Raw genomic sequence first — 20,461 nt, 5'->3', positions numbered from 1 at the left:
AAAGCTTGAGCAACCTTAGATTTCTCGAAGAAACGGGTGCCGTCCATATTTTAAGGACAGCAAAGCCGTTTCTTCATGTTATACTAAGTAAACAGATGGGAATTAAAGAAATGAGGTGTAGAACATTGTGGCGAATATTTATCAAAGTTTAACAGAGTTGATAGGCAATACACCCTTGTTGGAGATTTCAAAATATAGCAAAACTCAAAACTTCGAAGCTAGAGTGCTGGCAAAGCTGGAATATTTCAATCCGGCAGGCAGTGTAAAGGATCGAATCGGTTATGGGATGCTTAAGGATGCTGAAGAGAAGGGACTCATCAATAAAGATTCCGTGATTATCGAGCCGACAAGCGGGAATACCGGGATCGGGCTTGCTTTTGCTGCGGCCAGTCTTGGGTATGAACTGATTATTGTTCTGCCGGACACTTTCAGCATTGAACGCCGCAAATTAATGCTGGCCCTAGGTGCTAAGCTCATCTTAACCTCAGGGGCTGAAGGGATGAGCGGCGCTGTAGCGCGTGCGGAGGAATTGGCAGCCGCCACGCCGAATTCCTTCATACCGCAGCAATTCAGTAATCCGGCGAATCCGGGAATTCATCGCACTACCACAGCAGAAGAGATTTGGCGGGATACGGATGGCATCGTCGATATTTTTATCGCAGGCGTGGGTACGGGAGGAACAATTTCAGGCGTGGGACAGGTCTTGAAGGAAAGAAACCCTTCCGTACATATCGTCGCCATTGAGCCATTTGATTCCCCAGTGCTTTCTGGAGGCCAGCCAGGTGGACATCGGATTCAAGGGATTGGTGCTAATTTTATACCGGACAATTTCAATAGAGATTATGTAGATGAAATATTCCAGGTTCGCAATGAAGATGCTTATATTGTTGCTCGGGCGCTCGCTAAGACGGAAGGGTTGCTCGTTGGCATTTCTTCCGGAGCTGCAGTCTATACCGCTGGTCAAATCGCCAAACGTCCGGAGAACAAAGGGAAGACTATTGTAGTGATCCTTCCTGACACAGGCGAGCGTTATTTGTCCACACCCCTATTCAATTTTAACGATTAGATTTGACAACAAATTCATGAAGAGGATGGCGAGATTAGGATGGAACATTTACAATCAACAACTACATTAGCTAATGGAGTACAGATGCCTTGGTTAGGACTAGGCGTATATAAAGTGAAGGAAGGTCAAGAAGTTATCGATTCGGTCAAAGCAGCAATTAAAGCTGGTTATAGAAGTATCGATACAGCAGCTCTTTATGCGAATGAAGAGGGTGTAGGACAAGCTATACAGGAATCTGGCGTTGCGCGGGATGAGCTATTTATCACAACCAAAGTATGGAATTCCGACCAAGGTTATGAGTCTACACTTGCTGCATTTGATAAAAGTATAAACAAGCTGGGTCTGGACTATGTTGATCTGTATCTGGTCCATTGGCCGGTAAAAGGCAAATATAAAGATACTTGGAGAGCGCTTGAGAAATTATACAGCGCGGGCAAAGTTCGTGCTATAGGGATATCCAATTTCCAAATTCATCATATTGAAGACCTGCTGGCCGATGCGAGCGTTAAACCGATGGTTAACCAAGTGGAATTGCATCCGCTGCTCAGTCAAGTAGAACTGCGTGAATATTCAATCAAGCAAGGCATACAGATCGAAGCCTGGGCGCCACTCGCTCAAGGACATTTGCTTGATAATGAAGTGATCAAAGCAATTGCCCTAAAGCATAATAAATCATTGGCACAGGTCATTATTCGCTGGGATTTGCAAAATGGCATTGTAACCATTCCCAAATCAACTAATGAGCAACGCATCATTCAAAATGCGGATGTATTTGATTTTGAGTTGTCAGCTCAAGAGATTGCCAGCATTGACGCCTTGAATCAAAACCATCGGTTTGGTTCGAATCCGGATACTTTTAATTTCTAAGGCGCTGAAGACGCATGCGGAATATATGTTAAACTCAATTCATAGAAACCAGCTGGTGCTTGTTATGCATTAGCTGGTTTCTATTTAAATTATAAGAATCTTTTGCCACTGCGAATCAAATATAAGCGGATGGAAAGAAAAGAATACGAGGAGGAAGGACTTGTGAAAAGGTGGTCTAAAGAACCCCTAACGGCGGGTCGTCGTCATACCGTTGGTCTTAAATCTGACGGGACGGTGACGGCAGTGGGTGATAATAAATATGGCCAATGTAATGTAAGCAGCTGGCACGGTATTGTAGCGGTAGCGGCTGGTAATGTTCATATGGCGACGAACACGGGTAATGCTCATACCATCGGGCTTAAAACGGATGGCACGGTAGTCGCTGTGGGTTGGAATAAGCATGACCAATGTGACGTAAGTGGCTGGTGCGATATAGTGGCGGTCTCGGCGGGTTGGCGTCGTACCGTCGGGCTAAAAGCGGATGGCATGGTGGTAGCTGTGGGTCGAAACAATGAAGGCCAATGCAATGTAAGCGGCTGGAATGATATGGTGGCTGTAACAGCGGGTGACTGGCATACCGTAGGGCTTAAAGCGGACGGAACAGTGGCGGCTGTGGGTAATAATCGGTATGGCCAATGCAATGTGAGCAGTTGGCGCGATATAGTGATGGTAGCAGCGGGTTACCTGCATACCGTCGGGCTTAAAGCGGACGGCACGGTGGCGGCTGTAGGTTGGAATAAGCGTGACCAATGCAATGTAAGTGGCTGGAACGATATGGTGGCGGTAGCGGCGGGTAGTAATCATACCATCGGGCTTAAAGCGGACGGTACGGTGGTAGCTGTAGGTTGGAATGAGCATGGCCAATGCAATGTAAGTGACTGGCGCGATATGGTGGCAGTAGCGGCGGGTTGCGCTCACACTCTCGGCCTTAAATCGGACGGCACAGTGGTTGCTGTAGGTGATAATGAATATGGCCAATGCGATGTAAGCAGCTGGCGCGACATCCAACTGCCGGCAATTAGGGGCGGCGGGATTCTGGAGAAACGGTAGTAGTCGCCTTTAAAGCCCGATTTCCACCTATAATCCCTTTACATTCAGGAAATCGAGCTCTAACAGCGATCGAAAGAACCATCTAGCCCGTAGCGGCTTCATTCACAAACGGTCAATTGCTGATTTTGTATTGAGCCTTAATAATACATATATTGAAAGCCATGCGACGATTTCGATCGCATGGCTTATATTTTGTAATAATAGCCAAGTGTTTTACAGTCTTTTTATGTATTTGGCAGAATATACGGGTGATTGCAAAGTTGGTGACCATCAAAAATTCTGTCTATCAGCATGCATCTAATTTTACTAGAAGAAGAATTGACTGCCTTATAAATTGGAACTATTCTGCCAGCCACACGTAACCGATAAAGAAGATAGGTTCTTAGAAAGCTTAGGAGGTACTAATGAATTTTAAAACTCTGAAAATCACTTTGATTACTCTAATGTTAGTAGTATTGCTTCTACCTTCATTCAGTTTAGCCAGCGACGCTGTTCCGAGTCCTTCGGACTCCTTCTATCTTAACGATTTCGCAAATGTAATAGACCAGAAGACAGAGAATTATCTGGTGAACTATGGTGTCCGATTGCACAAGGACTCCGGAGCACAGATTGTCTTGGTCACAGTCGATTCTACTGGAGGCACACCGATCGAGGAGTACGCTACTTCGCTGTTTAATAGCTGGGGAATTGGCTCTGCCGAGAAAAATAACGGTCTGCTGCTATTACTCTCCATAAAAGATGATGACTACTGGGCGGTTCAAGGCAAAGGGCTGGAGACATCCTTAAGCAACGATAAAATCTCGGGCATTCTATCCCAGTCACTCGAACCGGATTTCGCAGTTAAAGCCTATAGCACTGGAGCCCGTAAAGCCTACGGAGCATTTATTCAGAGCCTGGGCGGAACCTGGGCAGAACAGGTCAGTGCCAAGAACTATGTCTCTGATAACGCTGGCGTATTCAAAAAAGTTACCAAGGATTATCTGAATGAAGCAAGCAACCGCTATATGGCTACAACCGGAAATGGTATTTATGTAGTTACGGTGAAGAATACCGGGAAAATAAACCTGCAGGACTATACTTATAAGAAGTTTGCTTCAATCGGTGCTGGCCCGAAGGATGTAATGCTGGTGTTAGACATTGGTGGAGACAACTACCATGTACTGCAAGGTAAGGTTATCGATACAATGCTGACCAATGAGAATATCAGCACTATTCTAGATGCCAACCTCGAAGCACCTTTTGTGAACAAAGACTATGGAACGGGCGCAACCGCTACCGCCAATGCCTTTTATAATTTCTTTCTATCTCGGGCGGATCAACCACTAGGAACTTCGGTGAATACAAGGAATTCTTCTCAAGCGATTGGTGCATCGGGTTCAACAAAAAGTGACACTGAAACCAATATGCCTGCAGTTATCATTGGTGTAGCTATAATTGTTGGTTTAGTTATGATCTTTGTAATCGCAGGAATCACTGCTTCACGTCGCAACAGATACTTGGGATTGTACGGAATTCCGCTTAATCCATATAGTAGTCGCAGTATCCGGCGTTATGGGAATTGGCAGGGTCAAGCAGATTACGGCTACGGCAGCCGGTGGTATAATCGCCATCATCACAGGCAATCAGCGCCTCCAGCGCAGAATAGCTTCTTCGGGAATAGTGGAGGTGGCGGTTCCACAAATGGCGGTGGAGCAGGCCGACATTCCTCACATGATGATAACGAAGGCGGCGGTGGCTCAAGCAGCGGAGGTGGAGCAGGTCGACATTCCTCTGGCTCTTCTGGCTCCTCCGGCGGCAGCAGTTATTCCGGTGGCAGCAGCGGTGGAGGTTCTTCTTCCAAAGGCGGAGGCGGCAGCGCCAGCAGTGGTGGTGGCGCGGGAAGACATTAGACTTTGCTGAACCGCTTAATAACAAGGAGGTACCCCAAAGCCATTTATGACTTATGGAGTGCCTCCTTATTGTGTTAATAGCATCTCAGCAAGCGATTGCCATATTGCCCTCGTCCACTAATATAAAAAAATACGGTCCCACTACCTTAGCATTCGTGGTGAGCCTTTTCACGATAGCCTTAACGTTCTTAGCTGTAATGGTGCAGATCAAATATCTCGTTTCCCCAAGTTGTAGAGTTGAATAAAATGATACCTTTCATTTCTGTTTTTCGACTATTATAAAAAAGATAGAGTTATACTCTTTTTAATTTGACGGTAAGATTCAGGGAGGAACCAAAGAAATGAACTCTCCATCATTACCCCAGCGTGCCACTGTACGCAAGAAGAAACCAAATCGCAAGCGCAAGAAAAGGGGATTCTTTCGCACATTATCACGAATATTTTTGTTCTTCATAATCCTGCTATTTGCAGCAGCTGGCTGGTTGTATTTTTCACCTTCAGCTCAAAGTTTTCGTTATATCATTGCTGATACATTGATTACGACCCAGCATCGCTATTTGGCTAAATATATTATCGGTGAAGCGGAATTGAAGAGTAGAGTCACGGAGTATAATACTCGCTTTGCACATATGGGTGACGAAAAAGATACCCACTCCATAAAAGTTACTCCTGAGGAACAAGCGAAGCCGCTTGTTGAAATCGAGAATATCTCCGGCAGTGGGTATAAAGGGTTCGTGATGACCGTTAATGATCCGACGAAGGTTCGACTCGGGATCCCAAACAAACAGGGGGCCGGAGAAAAAGTATCCAGTATGGTCGAGCGGACAGGTGCCATTGCCGGGGTCAACGGCGGCGGGTTTGCTGATCCCAATTGGAAAGGTAACGGCTTTAAGCCCATTGGAGTCGTTATTTCCCAAGGAAAGCTATACTACAATGGACTGAGCGGAGATCACTCCACGCAGATTGTAGGCATTGACAAACAAGGGAAAATGCTTGCTGGCAACTACACTCTCGAAGAGCTTAGCAAGTTGGGAATACAAGAGGCCGTTTCTTTTCAGCCACGGATCATCGTTAACGGTAAAGGACTGATTAAAAATGCAGCCGAAGGCTGGGGAATTGCTCCAAGGACGGCTATGGGCCAACGTGCGGATGGAGCCATCCTATTTGTTGTTATTGATGGAAGACAACCTGGCTACAGCATTGGCGCAAACCTGTATGATGTGCAGCAAATAATGCTTAAACATGGAGCTGTGATTGCCGCAAATTTAGACGGGGGTTCTTCCACCGTGCTTGTTAAAGACAATACAATTATTAACAAACCTTCTTCACAATACGGTGAACGGTATCTGCCTACAGCATTTTTGGTATTTGAGCATCCTGAACAGGTCGATATCCCCAATATATGGGAAGGTCTCGATCCTGCAAACATTGACGCAGGGAAGAAGTAAGCCAACTATTCAACAAGTCTGATTGATTTGCTTGGAATGAAAAGTGATTCTATGCTACGATATTCTCCAAGTATGAACTGGTGTCCACTTACGCTGGAACAGCAGGTTTGGAAGAGGGGGAATGGGATTGACATTGCAGCAGCTCCGCTACGCTATCGAAATTGCCAGTAGCGGCTCCATGAACGAGGCGGCAAAGAGGCTCTTTGTTTCTCAACCGAGTCTGTCCAATGCCATTAAAGAGCTTGAGAATGAATTTGGAATTACGATATTTGAGCGGACGAACAGAGGAATCAGCATTTCTGTTGAGGGAATGGAGTTTCTGGGTTATGCCCGCCAGATTATTGAGCAGACCGATTTGATGGAGAACCGTTATACTGGAAAAAAACGCAGTCCGATCTATTTTTCCGTGTCCACTCAGCACTATGCCTTTGTGACCGATGCTTTTGTTAAGCTGATGAAGCAACGTGATTTGTCCGAATTTAATTTCGGTCTTAGAGAAACGCAGACTTATGAGATCATTGAAGACGTGCGAACTCTGCGCAGCGATCTGGGAGTTCTGTATCTCAACGAGAGTAACTATAAGCTGATGAACAAGCTTTTTAGCGATGGCAATCTTAAATTCACACCATTGTTCATTACCAATCCGCATGTGTACATAAGAAGTGGGCATCCTCTAGCGCATCGAGAGAGCCTTTCCATTTATGATATTCTTCCTTATGCCTATGTCACCTTCGAACAGGGAGAGAACAACTCTTTACACTTTTCGGAAGAGATGCTTAGCTTTGTGCAAATTGAGAAGAACATCAAAGTCAATGACCGAGCGACCCTGACCAATTTATTGATGGGTACGGATAGTTACACGATAGGTACTGGTATTTTGGTATCCGACTTAAATGGGGATGACCTGAAGACGATTCCTTTTGACAGCACAGAAGTATTTACAGTTGGTTGGATCGCCCTTAAAGACCGGAGACCGAGTGAGATTGCCTCTGCCTATGTAGAGATTTTGAATGACCTGGTTTCTCGGAACAGTTTCGATTTAAATCATTTCTTACTATAACGGCAGGAGGAACGTATGATTAGTCCAGTCCTTGGAACCCGAAGAAGTGCTCCACCCTTTCGCTACGACATCGTCGGTAGTTTCCTCCGCACAGACAAAATTAAGGCAGCCCGTATGCAATATGATCACGGTGAAATTACAGCCCGACAATTATATGATCTGGAGACCGTTGAAATTACCAATCTTCTGGAGATCGAAAAAGAACTCGGCCTGCAGGGGGTAACCGATGGTGAATTCCGCCGTTCCTGGTGGCATCTCGACTTTTTTCTGGGTATTAAAGGTACGCAGAAGATTAACTTGAACCCTGTAGGCGGTCGGACGGAAGTCAATCAGCGTGCAGAAACCTTTCGTATTGTCGACAAAATTTCTTTTGACAATCATCCGATGCTTAGACAATTTACGGACCTGTTGAGGTTGGCTGGTGATCGAACGCCGAAAATGACAATTCCCTCCCCAGCCCTGTTTCACTTTGTGGAGGACTATAACGGTAATGAGGTATATCCAGATCAGGAGACTCTTTATCAGGATATTATTGCCGTTTACCGTGCAGCAATTCAAGCTTTGTATGCGGTAGGCTGCCGCTATCTTCAGCTAGATGATACAACCTGGGGAAGCTTGTGCAGTGGTAGGCATCGCGCCCATCTTCGCAGCAGAGGAATTGATCCGGATCAGCTTGCTAAGGATTATGTCCGTTTAATTAATGAGAGTATTGCCGAACGTCCTCAAGATATGACGATTGCGCTGCATGTTTGCCGGGGGAATTTTCGTTCAACCTGGTTTGCTACCGGTGGTTATGAACCCATTGCTGAGGAGTTGTTCTCCAATGCTAAAGTGGATGCTTTTTTCCTGGAATACGATAATGAGCGCTCTGGAGACTTTGAACCCTTACGGTTCATTAGGGATCAGTTCGTCGTACTAGGACTGGTAACCACCAAGCATGGCGGTCTCGAAAGTAAAGAATTGCTTACGATGCGTATTGAAGAAGCGGCACAGTATGTAGACATCGAGAAGCTATGTTTGAGCCCGCAATGCGGGTTTGCTTCTACGGAGGAAGGGAACATGCTGACCGAGGAAGAACAGTGGGATAAGATTCGCTTGATTATTGAAACCGCTAACGAGATATGGATTTAACACAAAATGGATTGCTCCTAAGTATCAGGAGTGATCTTTTTTTGTGGTTCAGCTTGAAAATAGATACGGTGTGCTTCTAGACGCGAGAACTTGAACAAGGTTATAATTACTAACGATTGTTTATATCTAATGCGAAAGTGAGCGGAACATTATGGGTCGTAAGTGGAATAATATTAAAGAAAAGAAAGCATCTCAAGATGCCAAAACAAGTAGTGTATATGCCAAGTTTGGTGTTGAAATTTATGTAACGGCAAAGAAGGGCGAGCCTGATCCCGAGGCGAATCGTGCTTTGAAGGTTGTGCTGGAGCGTGCCAAAACCTACAATGTTCCTAAAGCGATCATTGATCGCGCACTGGAGAAGGCACGAGGCAATGGAGAAGAGAGCTTTGAAGAGCTTCGATATGAAGGTTTTGGGCCTAGCGGCGCAATGCTTATCGTAGATGCACTGACCAACAATGTCAACCGGACCGCCTCCACAGTTCGCTCTGCTTTTGGAAAGAATGGTGGAAATATGGGTGTGAATGGGTCGGTATCCTATATGTTTGAGCCTACAGCAGTTATTGGTCTAGTGGGTAAAACCTCAGATGAAGTCATTGAGTTGTTGTTTGAAGCTGAGGTAGATGTACGCGACGTTCTGGAAGAGGATGACACAGTCATCGTTTACGCTGAACCCGATCAGTTTCACGCTGTGCAGGAAGTATTCAAGAATGCAGGTATAAATGATTTTACCGTGGCTGAACTTACTATGCTTGCACAGAATTACATAACGATTCCAGAGGACACCCAAGCTCAATTTGCAAAATTAATAGATGCTCTAGAAGATTTAGAAGATGTGCAGCAGGTTTACCACAATGTGGATTCCGAAGAATAACGTTTCATGAAAGAATGTATAATCTGCTCAATGCATAGCCACAATAACGTGAAAGATCGCTATTCACTAAGGAGGAATGTACGAGTTGGAGCATACACCACAGCCGGATAAGAATTTAATTAATACGGTCAAGGATCTTGAGAAGGAACCCGTTACCAGTCAGCAGGCCCAGCAAATGGGTCAGAAGAAGAAAGACTTGCGTAAAGACATGATTAGAAGTGACGAGAAATATCAGGAAAATGAACACTCTTATCAGTAAAGATTCAAAACTGTAACAGCTAAAAAACGAGCCAGTCTCCAATAATCCGGAGACTGGCTCGTTTTCGCTCCGTAGCGGCCTTTTTCGAGCATCAATTATTGATACTCAAGCAAATATGGGATACGATACTTACAAAATAATGTATATCGTGATGGAACAGAAGGGAAATGAACATGACTAACAAGCTCTATTACAATTCCGCTTATCTACGTGAATGGAAGACAGAGATCAGTAGTATGATTGAAAGGGAAGATGGAGTTTATGTCATCCTGAGTGAGTCCGCTTTTTATCCGGGCGGGGGTGGACAACCGTGTGACACAGGATATATTCAGGGCAATCAGGTGCTCGACGTAATCACTGAAGGAAATGAGGTATTACATAAGCTAGCTCGTCTGCCCGACGAGACTACAGTAGATTGCCAGCTGGACTGGAATAGAAGATTTGATCACATGCAGCAGCATAGCGGCCAGCATCTGCTCTCGGCAGTATGCCGTGATCTTATGCAGGCCATGACTGTTAGCTTTCATTTAGGTATTGATTATTGCACGATCGATATTGAGCTGCCAGAGCTTGCTCCAGAGCAGCAGTCAGCCATTGAAAATGAAGTGAACCGACAGATTTACCGGAACCACAGCATCGTCAGTTATTTGGTTACTGGTGAAGAATTGGCTTCGCTACCACTTGTTAAACAACCAAAGGTGACGGAGAATATTCGGATCGTCGAAATCAAAGAGGTGGAATACAATGCTTGCGGAGGGACCCATGTGTCCTCAACAGGCGAAATTGGCATAATCAAGCTGCTGAAGACAGAAAAGCAAAAGGGGAATACCCGGTTATATTTTAAATGTGGAACACGCGCTCTGGAAGAATTTAATGAAAGCCTGAGGATTTTGAGTGTGCTGTCCACCAAATTCAACACGGGTAAAGATGAGATTATCGACCGGATTGAGAAGTGGGAGAATGAACAGAAAGCACTGCAAATCGAACTAACATCTCTTAAAGAAAAGAATGAACATTATATAACGCTTGAGCTGTTAGCCAACCCTGATGGAAATATCATTGCGCATGTATTCGAGGATAAGTCACTTAAAGATCTGCAAAGCTTGGCCACTTCGCTGGTTGCAGCAAGTGATTTCCTCGTGCTGTTAGCAACGGCTGCAGAGAATAAGCTGGTATTGGCACATAACGGCAGCACTGAGTTTTCCTGTGGAGCGCTCTTCAAAGCACATTTGGGTGCGTTTAATGGAAAAGGTGGAGGCAGTGATAAAATAGCTCAGGCCGCATTCCCGACTTGGGAGGAAACCTTGGCATTTTATGAAAATATAAAAGATATAAGTATCACAACCTAATTCATTCAGGAAAAAGGACCTGACCCGGTTCATTCCCGGTGATCAGGTCCATCTTCATTTACATCAAGATTAGTCTTTACTTAGCTACGCCATTAATAGAACGGAAGAGGCCTTAATTACAGCAGTAACGCTAGAGCCTTCTTTCAACTCCAAATCGCGTAATGCCTCCATAGAAATAATAGAGGTTAACGTCTGACCAGCAGTTTCCACAACAACCTTCGCATTAACCTGTCCCTCTTCAATGGAAATAACCTTACCTTCGAACTGATTTCTGGCACTGATCTTCATCTCTCATCCATCCTTTTCTCCTGATCTTAATATAAGCATCTATGTCGCAATTCTGGATGTACAACATGAATTCACACTCTAAATATACTTGAATAATACTAAACATATCATAAACAGACAAGTATAATAAAAAAAATCAGGATATATCTCTTTTATATCAAGCGGCGGCCCCAAAAACGTCCTGTTTCATCAATTTCTAAAAATAATTCCGAATGACTGTGAAAAAAATCAGGGCAAACTGTTTTTTCAGAGGTTTCCATAATACCAGTATCCATATTCCAAATACTCAGACCGCTTTCCGGGTCCCATAGAATGATCATTTCCCCAACAGCTGCCATTTTCCCCTGCGGATGAGAAAAGACCTCTTCCATGGAAGACTTCGTGCTATAACTTGGCATCTGGGTAAAAACCTTTAGTCGCTCTCCCGTCTGTACATCGATGAATACAAGCATGAACGAAAGATTGTCTGTCGTATATTCTTCCTCCTCTAACATTCCGATTTCTCGTCTTCCCCATACGGCTATCGTGTGCTCGTTGATCCAAACTACTGGTTGATCCCAGTCCTCCTGAGGATCCAAAGGAGTTTGGACAGTAGAACCATCTTCTGATTCCCAGCTGTTCATGACCCAAGCCGGAAGGTTCCACGAACGGAGTTCACCATAAGGATGCCAGATCCAACCCGTGTTTACAATCCATTCGTTTCCCTTGGATACATGGAGTTTACCAAAGAAATAGTCCAGGTAATGTTCACTACGTCCACTAGATGCATCATATAAGGGAGTCTGACGTGTTGTAATCTGTGTTCCAGATCGTATATCAAGCAGATCTAGGCGATTCCACTCGGTCCCATGGATTAGCAAAGTTCGGCCTTTATAATCAGCGAAAGCCAGTGGAAACGTGCAGGTCTGATAATGATAGTTGTCACGCGAAAGATTCATAATCTTTTTAAGCAGATGCAAGTCAAACAGAGCGGCATGCTGGCCGAATATATTAGAGACTCCAACAAAACATTCATCCTGAGAGACGATAATCTGCACAGGATGTCCGGTATTTAAATCGGGAATATCAACATGCAGGAGTTTAACAGCACGTCCCAAATGCAGATCAAGCTTCCACAGGTCTCCTTTTTTATTCAAAGCAATCAATGAAACGGAAGAATGTTCGCTCCCTTTAAGAGCTTGCATCGCTATTATTTGACCTGGATCAGGGGTGAGCAGGGGAAACGGAAGAGCTTCAAAAATCATACTTTGTCCCTCCTGGAATTGAGTAATACAGCCTCTATTCTCATCATAGCAGAATGGGATCCAAGTGTATAAAAGAATGAGATTCGGAGAACTGCTGTGAAGACAAGTTGCACTGTATCATCACTAAAGTACAAGATTCTCTTGTTCGGAATTCCAGTAGGGATAATGGATCTGATTCATATCGATGGATTACCAACTCGTGCGAGTTCAAATCTTCCCCCTTTGCGATTGATAAATCCCATACAAACAGTTAATCCACGCTTTACAGAGGGCCTATATACTAGAGTGGAACAAACTATGAATGCTAAAGGATGGCTGACATAATGGGAATCCACAAGTACTTCCGGTCTCTGAACGAATTGGAAAGAATCATACGCTGTCCGGGAAAGTTCAAGTTCGAAGAGCATAGCGTGGCAGCCCACTCGTGGAAAGTAGTACAATATGCAAAGACATTGGCGGATATCGAAGAGAAAAATGGTGCAATTATAGATTGGAAGAAGCTTTATGAAATTACAAGTAGTCATGATTACGGTGAGATTTTTATTGGAGACATTAAGACTCCGGTTAAACACTCTTCCATGCAGCTGCGTTTGCTGATTCAGCAGGTTGAGGAAGGGATGGTGAATCATTTCATCGAAGAGCATATTCCCGAAGAGTTCAAAAGTATCTTTTACAATCAATTGCGTGAAGGAAAAGATGAGTCTGTGGAAGGTCTGATTCTGGAAGTCGCCGATAAAATGGATCAGGTCTACGAGGCATTTGCCGAGCTGCAGAGAGGAAACACCGAAAAAGAATTTGTGGTCATGTACCGTAATGCTTTAATAAAAATAAAGAATATCGATTTAAAATGTGTGGAGTATTTCCTGGAACAGGTTTTACCGGATATGGTAAATGAAGAAACGATTTCTTCGATTGATATTAAACGCATAACTGAAGAAGCTCTTGCTCTATAGGGAATAGCCAGGTTGATCCGTGTATTAGGGGAGAAATCTTGGCAACCCCAAAAAGACGATCTTCGATTCGTTACTGAATTGAAAGTCGTCTTGATGAAAATATTAGAATTTTCACACGACTACTTATCCTTATATTTCTCGAAGAAACGGGTATCGTCCATATATAGGACGATACCCGTTTCTTCTTGGTTGCTATTATGAATAATGTTCCTTGTCTTGTGAAAATTAGTTGTTATCTAATTGCATGGCTGGACCGAAGAACTCATAGTGAATTTGCCCTTCAGTCATTCCCAGGGTTCGCAATTCGCGAATCATAGCTTCCATAAAAGAAACGGGTCCGCATACATAGGCATCACCGGTGGTATCGACATAGGTTTCCAGCACTTCACGTGTGATAATGCCATTAGGTTCACTCGAATAGAATGTTTTGTACTTCGCATTATTCATGTTCGCAGCATGCTTTTCAACATCATCACGAAAAGCGGCGAGCGCTTCATTCCGCGCAGCGTGTAGGAAAACAGTTGGCCGGTCCGGCGTTGTGGTCGCTACTGTTTCGAGCATGCTCATCATGGGCGTGATTCCGACACCAGCTGAGATAAAGGCTACTGGTGTTGTTTTTGTTACATCAAGCAAAAATTCACCGGCAGGGGCGCTCACTTCAACAGTGTCTCCCTCATGGATCTGCTTATGAAGAAACACAGAGACGACGCCATTCGGATCATTGTCGGCTTCGCGTTTCACGGAGATCCGGAATTCGTCCGATCTTGTTGCCTGTGACAGGCTGTACTGGCGAATCATTGTATATTGCTCACCTGGAATTGAAACGCGAAGGGAAATGTATTGACCAGGTTTGAAATCTGGTACGTTGGACCCATCTGCCGGTTTCAAGTAGAATGAGGTAATAATGTCACTTTCCTGTTTCTTCAATACAACGGTAAATGGTTTGAAGAAGTTCCAGCCATTTTCTTGTTCCCGCGCTTCTTTGTACATATTTGCTTCGACGCCGATAAAGGCATCGGCAATAACGCCGTAGGCTTCTTCCCATGCATTAAGAATTTCATCTGTTGCAGCATCACCTAACACTTCCTTGATCGCTTTCAGTAAAAATTCGCCGACGATCGGGTAATGCTCCGGCTTGATCCCCAGGCTGACATGCTTATTTGCGATCTGGACAACTGCAGGTAAAATGTTCTCTAGGTTATCAATATGGACAGCCGCTGCGTATATTGCATTCGCTAGTGCGGCTTGCTGGCGGCCTTGTGCCTGGTTGGCATGATTAAATATATTGAGTAGTTCTGGATGAGCGTTAAACAAATTCTGGTAGAACACTTTTGTAATAGTTGTGCCATGCTCCGCTAAGACAGGTGCGGTTGATTTGACGATATCTCGTTTTTCTTGGGATAATATATAAACCACTCCTTTCATTACTATAATTTAATATATACTTATCTTCACCTAAAAGATATATTTAAAATACCACTTTAACGAAATAGACAAATAATACATTCTTTTATGTAATATAGATCACATACTAAAGCCATAGGTGGAGAGAAGAAATGAGACTTACCATGTACACCGACTTTTCCTTGCGAATTCTACTTTATCTCGGGGCAAAAGAGCGAAGTGAACTGTCAACTATACAGGATATATCAGAGGCGTATCATATCTCCAAGAATCATTTGATGAAAGTTTCCCATGAACTCGGCAGAGCCGGGTTCATCGAAACGGTTAGGGGACGGGGAGGTGGCATCCGGCTGGCACATGCACCTGAAGAGATTAATATCGGGGAGGTCATACGCCGGATGGAAGATGATTTTCACCTCGTCGAATGCTTCAATCCTGCTACCAACAGCTGTCCGATCTCTCAAGTATGTGGACTAAAAGGGGTTCTTGCCAGAGCACTACATGCTTATTTAAATGTACTTAGTGAATATACGCTGCAAGATTTATTGTTGAATAAAAATGAGTTGCAGGCGATTCTACAGCCGCAGCGTATCGACAACTAACATATCACTTCGGGCTGTATCCAATTGATAATTAGCATCCCCTTTCTCCTTAATCATGACGTTTAACTATATCTTAATTTCTTACCGATATAGTTAATACATCTAGATGTTACAACGAAACCACAAGGGGGTAGAGGTTATTGACAACAAGTAGAAAGTTACTGTTAGGCGTACTCTTATCATTTTTGGTCCTTTTCAGCGGCCATTCCGTTCTAGCTTTGAAGCAAGCAGAGTTGTTAGAGAATCCATCGCCTATTCAAAATGTGCAGGATCTTACGCTCATGCCCTTACTGACGTCCAACTATACATCCAACACTTTCGTTCAGGTGGCAAAAGGATTACCCGTCAAGACTGTGGATCATATCGTGGTCGTGGTTGAGGAGAATCATTCCTATAAGAAAATTGTTGGAAGCTCCAAAGCTCCCTATATGCAGTCCCTGATCAAGCAAGGAGCTTTATTTACCAAAGCTTATGCAGTGACACATCCCAGTCAGCCGAATTACTTGGCTTTATTCTCGGGTTCCACTCAGAATGTAACCGACGATTCCTGCAAAGGTCCTTTTTCCGGGGGGAATCTGGCTAGCGAACTGAAAAAAGCAGGGCTCACATTCACCGGATACTCGGAGAACCTGCCGAAGACCGGCTATACAGGCTGCTCAACCAACGTCTACGCAAGAAAGCATAACCCGTGGGCTCAGTTTAGTAATGTTCCAACAACGTGGAATCGTCCGTTGACGGATTTCCCCAAGGATTTTTCCAAACTGCCAACCGTTTCTTTTGTAATTCCGAATGTAAAGGATGATATGCATGATGGAACCATTGAAGAAGCAGATACATGGCTGAAAAAATATTTGGGTGGTTACGCTGCTTGGGCGCAAGAACATAACAGTTTGCTGATTGTCACCTGGGACGAAGACGATTTCACCAAAGAAAACAGAATCCCTGTAATATTTGTAGGGCAAATGATTAAGCCAGGAACCTATTCCGACAAGATCACACATTACCGTGTACTGCGAACTATTGAAGATCTATACCACTTGAGCCCCTTGGGTCATAGTTCAGAAGCAAAGGCAATTACTTCAGTTTGGAAGTGATTTCACGAATTTCCTCTCCGGATTGCTGAATCTCAGTATCTGGCTTACACTACTAATAGCTAAATCTAATTTAGGAGGATACGAAACATGAACTATCGTCAATTGGGCAATACCGAGTTAAAGGTAAGTGAAGTCAGCTTTGGCACATGGGCCATTGGTGGTGATTGGGGAACTAGTCGGGATGAGGACGGATTAAAAGGGCTTGCTCTTGCTATGGAGCAGGGTGTCAATTTCTTTGATACTGCGGATGTATACGGCTCTGGTCATGCTGAGGAACTGCTTGCCAAAGCTACTAAAGGTAAAGCGGACAGCATACATATTGCCACTAAATTTTGCCGTTTCGGCGACATTCATGATCCTAAGAACTATACAGAGCAAAAGGTAAGGGAATATTGCGAACAAAGTTTGAAACGCTTACAAAGAGAACGAATTGATCTGTATCAAATTCACTGCCCACCTATAGAGATAATGCGGGATGGAAGCATCTTCACCGTGCTGGATAAATTAAAGCAGGAAGGCAAGATCCGCCATTACGGCGTAAGTGTGGAGACGATAGAAGAAGGCTTGTTATGCATGAAGTCTCCAGGGGTGAAGGCGCTCCAAGTAATCTTCAACCTTTTCCGTCAACAACCAGCGGAGGTGCTGTTGCCTCAGGCACAGGCTAATGGGGTGGGCATACTCGTTCGTCTACCTCTGGCCAGCGGATTATTGACAGGTAAATTCAAGGAAAACAGCACGTTTCAGGCCAACGATCATCGAAACTTTAACGCAAATGGTGAACAATTCAATGTGGGAGAGACCTTTGCCGGACTACCCTTCGTTAAAGGTGTGGAACTGGCTCGAGATTTGGAGTGGATTGCGGATGAACGCGACAATATGGCGAGAGCCTCGATGCGCTGGATACTTGATCATCCTGCAGTTACTTGTGTAATTCCTGGATTTAAGAATGAAGCGCAGGTAGAGGATAACCTCGCAACACTGAATGTACCTACTTTTACAGCGGAAGAAATGGACCGCTTGAGCGCTTTTTACAAGAATCAGGTTGCTCCATTTATCCGCGGCGGAATATAAACACAAAAAGAGTGAGCATCTACAATGGATGCTCACTCTTTTTGTGCCTATTTGTCCTATTGTGAAGGACGAGCGTAATGTGTGGTGCCACCTTTAATGTGAACTGGTTTGTCTTCAATGGAAACCCATACATCTATAGCCGAGTTGTTGCGGATCACGGAATGGTCAGCGCTAATCTTCAAGGAATGCAGCGCGGTGACGTAATCATAGATCTCAATATTAGTCGCATACCAGATATTCGAGTGTCCCCCGGCTTTCTGACAAAAAGTTTCGATCAGTTCCCAATTATTCTGCCGCTCGAACTCAAAGCTATGGCCCCAAATATAGCAGAGGTTCAGTTTCTGTGAGGGCCCTTGCAGCACAAAGCGTTCCCAGATATTATGAATATCCTCACTGTGATGGCAGGTAGGATGCCATTCCATAAAATGGAGCGGAAGGTCAAATTGATAAGTAGAGGCGACGGTACGACTATACTCGATCCCTGCGGATTGAAGTGGAGCGATAATGGCTGGCGAATAGGTTCCAAAAGGATAGGACATCCCGCGGATTGGATAATCAACTAAAGGCTCCAGCCGTTTACGGTCTTCAAGCAGTTCATCGACAACCATTGGCAACGGCAGTCTTTCCAAATGCGGATGGGTAACGGAATGAGCGGACACTTCGTGATTTTTGAAAATACGCTCTACTTCCTTCCCCGTTAAGAATCCTGGGGCATTCAGCGTTGAACTATTCAGATGGAAGGTACCTTTGATTCCATACTTGTCAAAAATCTCAGCTAGTCGGATATCGTAATGTTGTCCGTCATCATAGCTCATCGTGAGTGCTTTGGACATTCCGCCTGGAAAAAGGTTGAATTGCAGTTTCATGGTTTCACACCTCTTAGATAGAGTAGAGTTACTAGTTTTGCTCATAAATGTACTATATAGCGCTAAACCTGAAATACCAACCCTTTTTTTAAACTTTGTAAATGCTCACTTTAAGCTTTCGATCTTGTAAGATTGTTGAAATAGAAACAAAAATTCAATATAATATTGTTAATGCACCAACGGGTGGGAGGATAAGGCCATGAACAAAGAAGAACAGGTCTTAATGGGTTTCAGAGACGTATTTAACAAGTTGGTTTGGCTTAATAAGGATAAGATGGAAGACAGCCTTAAGGGTTATAAGCCTTCTGAAGTCCATTGCATCGAATACATTGAAAGAAATGTAGATTCCAATGTGACAAAACTTGCGGAGACCTTTTATATGACTCGCGGTGCGATAAGTAAAATGACTAAGAAGCTCATGGAAAAAGGCCTTGTAGAAAGTTACCAGAAGCCGGACAACAAGAAAGAAATCTATTTTAGACTTACTGAGCAAGGGAAAGTAATTTATAAAATCCATGAGGAGCTGCACAAAGAGTTTCAAGAGCGGGATAAAGCCGTATTCGAGCAAGTAACCGTGGAACAATATGACAGTATGCTTAGCTTCATGGAGAAGTATAATAAGCATTTGGATGCAGAAATAAAGAAACTGGGTATGGATATAAAGTCGGAATAAATTTGAATAATGAAAATGAAACCACAGGCAGCCGGGCTCTATGGAGAACGAACTGCCTTTTTATTGTTATTATTTTGTTGACAAGGAACAAACCGTAGATAAACATGCTTTAATATTCGGTCTTATCTCTGTGTTTCTTTGCGGCCCCCGCACTTGGAGCTTTGAGTGACAAATATGGCCGTCGTCCATTGCTCTGATCTATTCGTGCTTTAGCAAGAATGATTGGTCCTATCATTGGAGGTCAAATATTTCTTTAGGCAAGTATCCACTTTCATTTTTGTTTATAGGGTTTCAGAACTTAGGGTCAAGTTCTGAAACCCTATTTGTCTACAGTCTTCTTATGGGTGTAGTTTCTGTTGGGCGACTACAAGACGGGCACGATGCGAAGTGGAAAGCCGGCAGTCCTATAAACCTCTGCTTCGTCTTCATCGAGTCCACTCTCCGTAATAATCTCATCGAACGAGTCAAGACTGGCGAAGATCGCGAGTGAATTATAACTGAACTTGGTCGAATCGACCAGCAGAATATTTTTGTCTGCTGCGTTCATCGCGCTCTGTCTGGCACCTACGAGCACGGGCGACCAAGCCATAGCTCCCTTGGCATGTGAAATAGCTTCACAAGTAAGGAATGCCACATCCACTGTCAAAGAAGCGAGCATCTTCTCCGTATAGATGCCGTCTAAGCTGTAAGCCCACTTGCTTAGCCGCCCCCCGTGCAGTAGACGTCGAAACTGCCAAATCTCTCTTCGTTGGAGAGAAGTAGAGCCGTGTGTAAATCACGGGTAATGATTTTTAGACCCTTAAACTTCTCTAATTCTTCTACCATCCCCGCGACCGTTGTCCCTGCATCCAGAATAATGCTCATCCCATCCTCGATATGGTTCACGGCTTCCCTTGCAATGGCAAGCTTCTCAGCTTTATTTTCGTTCGATCGTTGATCGTAATCAGCGCCCATGAATCTTTTAACTTTAACCGCCCCACCGTGGGAACGCTGAATTCTACCTTCGGACTGCAATTGGTCCAGATCGCGACGTATGGTCATCTGCGAGACTTTGAATACCTCTGCAAGTTCTATGATCGTTACTTGTTGCTTAAGCTCAAGCAATTTCATGATTTCATGTTGTCTTGTTCCCATGAGCATGTGATGATTCCTCCCCCACATCGGTACAATCGCACTTTTGTCGGTATTTTTAACAATTATATCTTTATGATGTTCCCTTGTCAGTAAGAAATTTAACTAAATATGTTCGTTTGGTGTGAATTAATGCTATGCAAGC

General features: G+C 44.1%; 19 protein-coding genes and 1 pseudogene. 15 read left to right on the top strand and 5 right to left on the bottom strand.

Features of this window, described 5'->3' with window-relative positions; all coding sequences use genetic code 11:
* Positions 1-127: 127 nt before the first annotated feature.
* From cysK to H1230_RS17960, 10 genes are all read left to right on the top strand, one after another.
* Positions 128-1,066, top strand: coding sequence for a cysteine synthase A (gene cysK / locus H1230_RS18005; RefSeq protein ID WP_239711295.1), 939 nt, complete (start codon positions 128-130; stop codon positions 1,064-1,066).
* A gap of 39 nt (positions 1,067-1,105) precedes the next feature.
* Positions 1,106-1,933: an aldo/keto reductase gene (locus H1230_RS18000; protein WP_239711294.1), complete on the top strand. Its 828-nt coding sequence runs from the start codon at positions 1,106-1,108 to the stop codon at positions 1,931-1,933.
* Between the two features lie 129 nt (positions 1,934-2,062).
* Complete coding sequence (locus tag H1230_RS17995) at positions 2,063-2,983, top strand: RCC1 domain-containing protein (RefSeq protein ID WP_239711292.1); 921 nt, start codon at positions 2,063-2,065, stop codon at positions 2,981-2,983.
* A 404-nt stretch (positions 2,984-3,387) separates the two neighbouring features.
* Entirely contained in the window at positions 3,388-4,872 is a 1,485-nt protein-coding gene (locus H1230_RS17990) for a TPM domain-containing protein (protein WP_239711290.1), read from the top strand.
* A 341-nt stretch (positions 4,873-5,213) separates the two neighbouring features.
* Positions 5,214-6,320: a phosphodiester glycosidase family protein gene (locus H1230_RS17985; protein ID WP_239711288.1), complete on the top strand. Its 1,107-nt coding sequence runs from the start codon at positions 5,214-5,216 to the stop codon at positions 6,318-6,320.
* 127 nt (positions 6,321-6,447) lie between these two features.
* The gene (locus H1230_RS17980) at positions 6,448-7,380 is read left to right on the top strand and encodes a LysR family transcriptional regulator (RefSeq protein WP_239711286.1); all 933 of its coding nucleotides are present in this window, start codon (positions 6,448-6,450) and stop codon (positions 7,378-7,380) included.
* A 15-nt stretch (positions 7,381-7,395) separates the two neighbouring features.
* Positions 7,396-8,511 (top strand): 5-methyltetrahydropteroyltriglutamate--homocysteine S-methyltransferase, encoded by a 1,116-nt coding sequence (locus H1230_RS17975; RefSeq protein ID WP_239711284.1) that lies wholly within the window; start codon positions 7,396-7,398, stop codon positions 8,509-8,511.
* A gap of 151 nt (positions 8,512-8,662) precedes the next feature.
* Positions 8,663-9,382 carry a YebC/PmpR family DNA-binding transcriptional regulator gene (locus H1230_RS17970; protein ID WP_239711282.1) on the top strand — a complete coding sequence of 240 codons (720 nt, stop codon included), beginning with the start codon at positions 8,663-8,665 and terminating at the stop codon, positions 9,380-9,382.
* A gap of 85 nt (positions 9,383-9,467) precedes the next feature.
* On the top strand, positions 9,468-9,641 hold the full coding sequence (locus H1230_RS17965) for a hypothetical protein (protein ID WP_239711281.1): 174 nt from the start codon (positions 9,468-9,470) through the stop codon (positions 9,639-9,641).
* Positions 9,642-9,814: 173 nt separating this feature from the next.
* Positions 9,815-10,990 carry an alanyl-tRNA editing protein gene (locus H1230_RS17960; protein ID WP_239711278.1) on the top strand — a complete coding sequence of 392 codons (1,176 nt, stop codon included), beginning with the start codon at positions 9,815-9,817 and terminating at the stop codon, positions 10,988-10,990.
* 84 nt (positions 10,991-11,074) lie between these two features.
* On the opposite strand, the gene H1230_RS17955 is transcribed toward H1230_RS17960, so the two are convergent.
* Together H1230_RS17955 and H1230_RS17950 are read right to left on the bottom strand one after the other, a co-directional pair.
* Positions 11,075-11,278 (bottom strand): TOBE domain-containing protein, encoded by a 204-nt coding sequence (locus H1230_RS17955; RefSeq protein WP_239711276.1) that lies wholly within the window; start codon positions 11,276-11,278, stop codon positions 11,075-11,077.
* A gap of 152 nt (positions 11,279-11,430) precedes the next feature.
* A complete protein-coding gene (locus tag H1230_RS17950; RefSeq protein WP_239711275.1) occupies positions 11,431-12,522 on the bottom strand; it encodes a hypothetical protein in 1,092 nt (363 codons plus the stop codon).
* Positions 12,523-12,845: 323 nt separating this feature from the next.
* On the opposite strand from H1230_RS17950, the gene H1230_RS17945 reads away from it, so the two are divergent.
* Positions 12,846-13,475, top strand: a complete 630-nt coding sequence (locus tag H1230_RS17945; protein WP_239711273.1) for a YfbR-like 5'-deoxynucleotidase — start codon at positions 12,846-12,848, stop codon at positions 13,473-13,475.
* A gap of 225 nt (positions 13,476-13,700) precedes the next feature.
* On the opposite strand, the gene hmpA is transcribed toward H1230_RS17945, so the two are convergent.
* Positions 13,701-14,882: an NO-inducible flavohemoprotein gene (gene hmpA / locus H1230_RS17940; RefSeq protein WP_239717395.1), complete on the bottom strand. Its 1,182-nt coding sequence runs from the start codon at positions 14,880-14,882 to the stop codon at positions 13,701-13,703.
* A gap of 149 nt (positions 14,883-15,031) precedes the next feature.
* On the opposite strand from hmpA, the gene H1230_RS17935 reads away from it, so the two are divergent.
* From H1230_RS17935 to H1230_RS17925, 3 genes are all read left to right on the top strand, one after another.
* Entirely contained in the window at positions 15,032-15,481 is a 450-nt protein-coding gene (locus H1230_RS17935) for an RrF2 family transcriptional regulator (protein WP_239711272.1), read from the top strand.
* A gap of 140 nt (positions 15,482-15,621) precedes the next feature.
* Positions 15,622-16,575, top strand: coding sequence for an alkaline phosphatase family protein (locus H1230_RS17930; RefSeq protein WP_239711270.1), 954 nt, complete (start codon positions 15,622-15,624; stop codon positions 16,573-16,575).
* Positions 16,576-16,662: 87 nt separating this feature from the next.
* Complete coding sequence (locus H1230_RS17925; protein ID WP_239711268.1) at positions 16,663-17,646, top strand: aldo/keto reductase; 984 nt, start codon at positions 16,663-16,665, stop codon at positions 17,644-17,646.
* Positions 17,647-17,702: 56 nt separating this feature from the next.
* On the opposite strand, the gene H1230_RS17920 is transcribed toward H1230_RS17925, so the two are convergent.
* Entirely contained in the window at positions 17,703-18,512 is an 810-nt protein-coding gene (locus H1230_RS17920) for a polysaccharide deacetylase family protein (RefSeq protein WP_239711266.1), read from the bottom strand.
* 199 nt (positions 18,513-18,711) lie between these two features.
* Between H1230_RS17920 and H1230_RS17915 the strand changes: the two genes are divergently transcribed.
* On the top strand, positions 18,712-19,185 hold the full coding sequence (locus H1230_RS17915) for a MarR family transcriptional regulator (protein ID WP_239711265.1): 474 nt from the start codon (positions 18,712-18,714) through the stop codon (positions 19,183-19,185).
* 364 nt (positions 19,186-19,549) lie between these two features.
* On the opposite strand, the pseudogene H1230_RS17910 reads toward H1230_RS17915, so the two are convergent.
* Positions 19,550-20,319, bottom strand: a pseudogene (locus H1230_RS17910) (DeoR/GlpR family DNA-binding transcription regulator).
* Between the last annotated feature and the right edge of the window lie 142 nt (positions 20,320-20,461).

It is taken from the genome of Paenibacillus sp. 19GGS1-52, from assembly GCF_022369515.1.
In the GTDB taxonomy this organism is placed as follows: domain Bacteria; phylum Bacillota; class Bacilli; order Paenibacillales; family Paenibacillaceae; genus Paenibacillus_AQ.
This window is presented reverse-complemented; position numbering and strand designations above follow the sequence as displayed.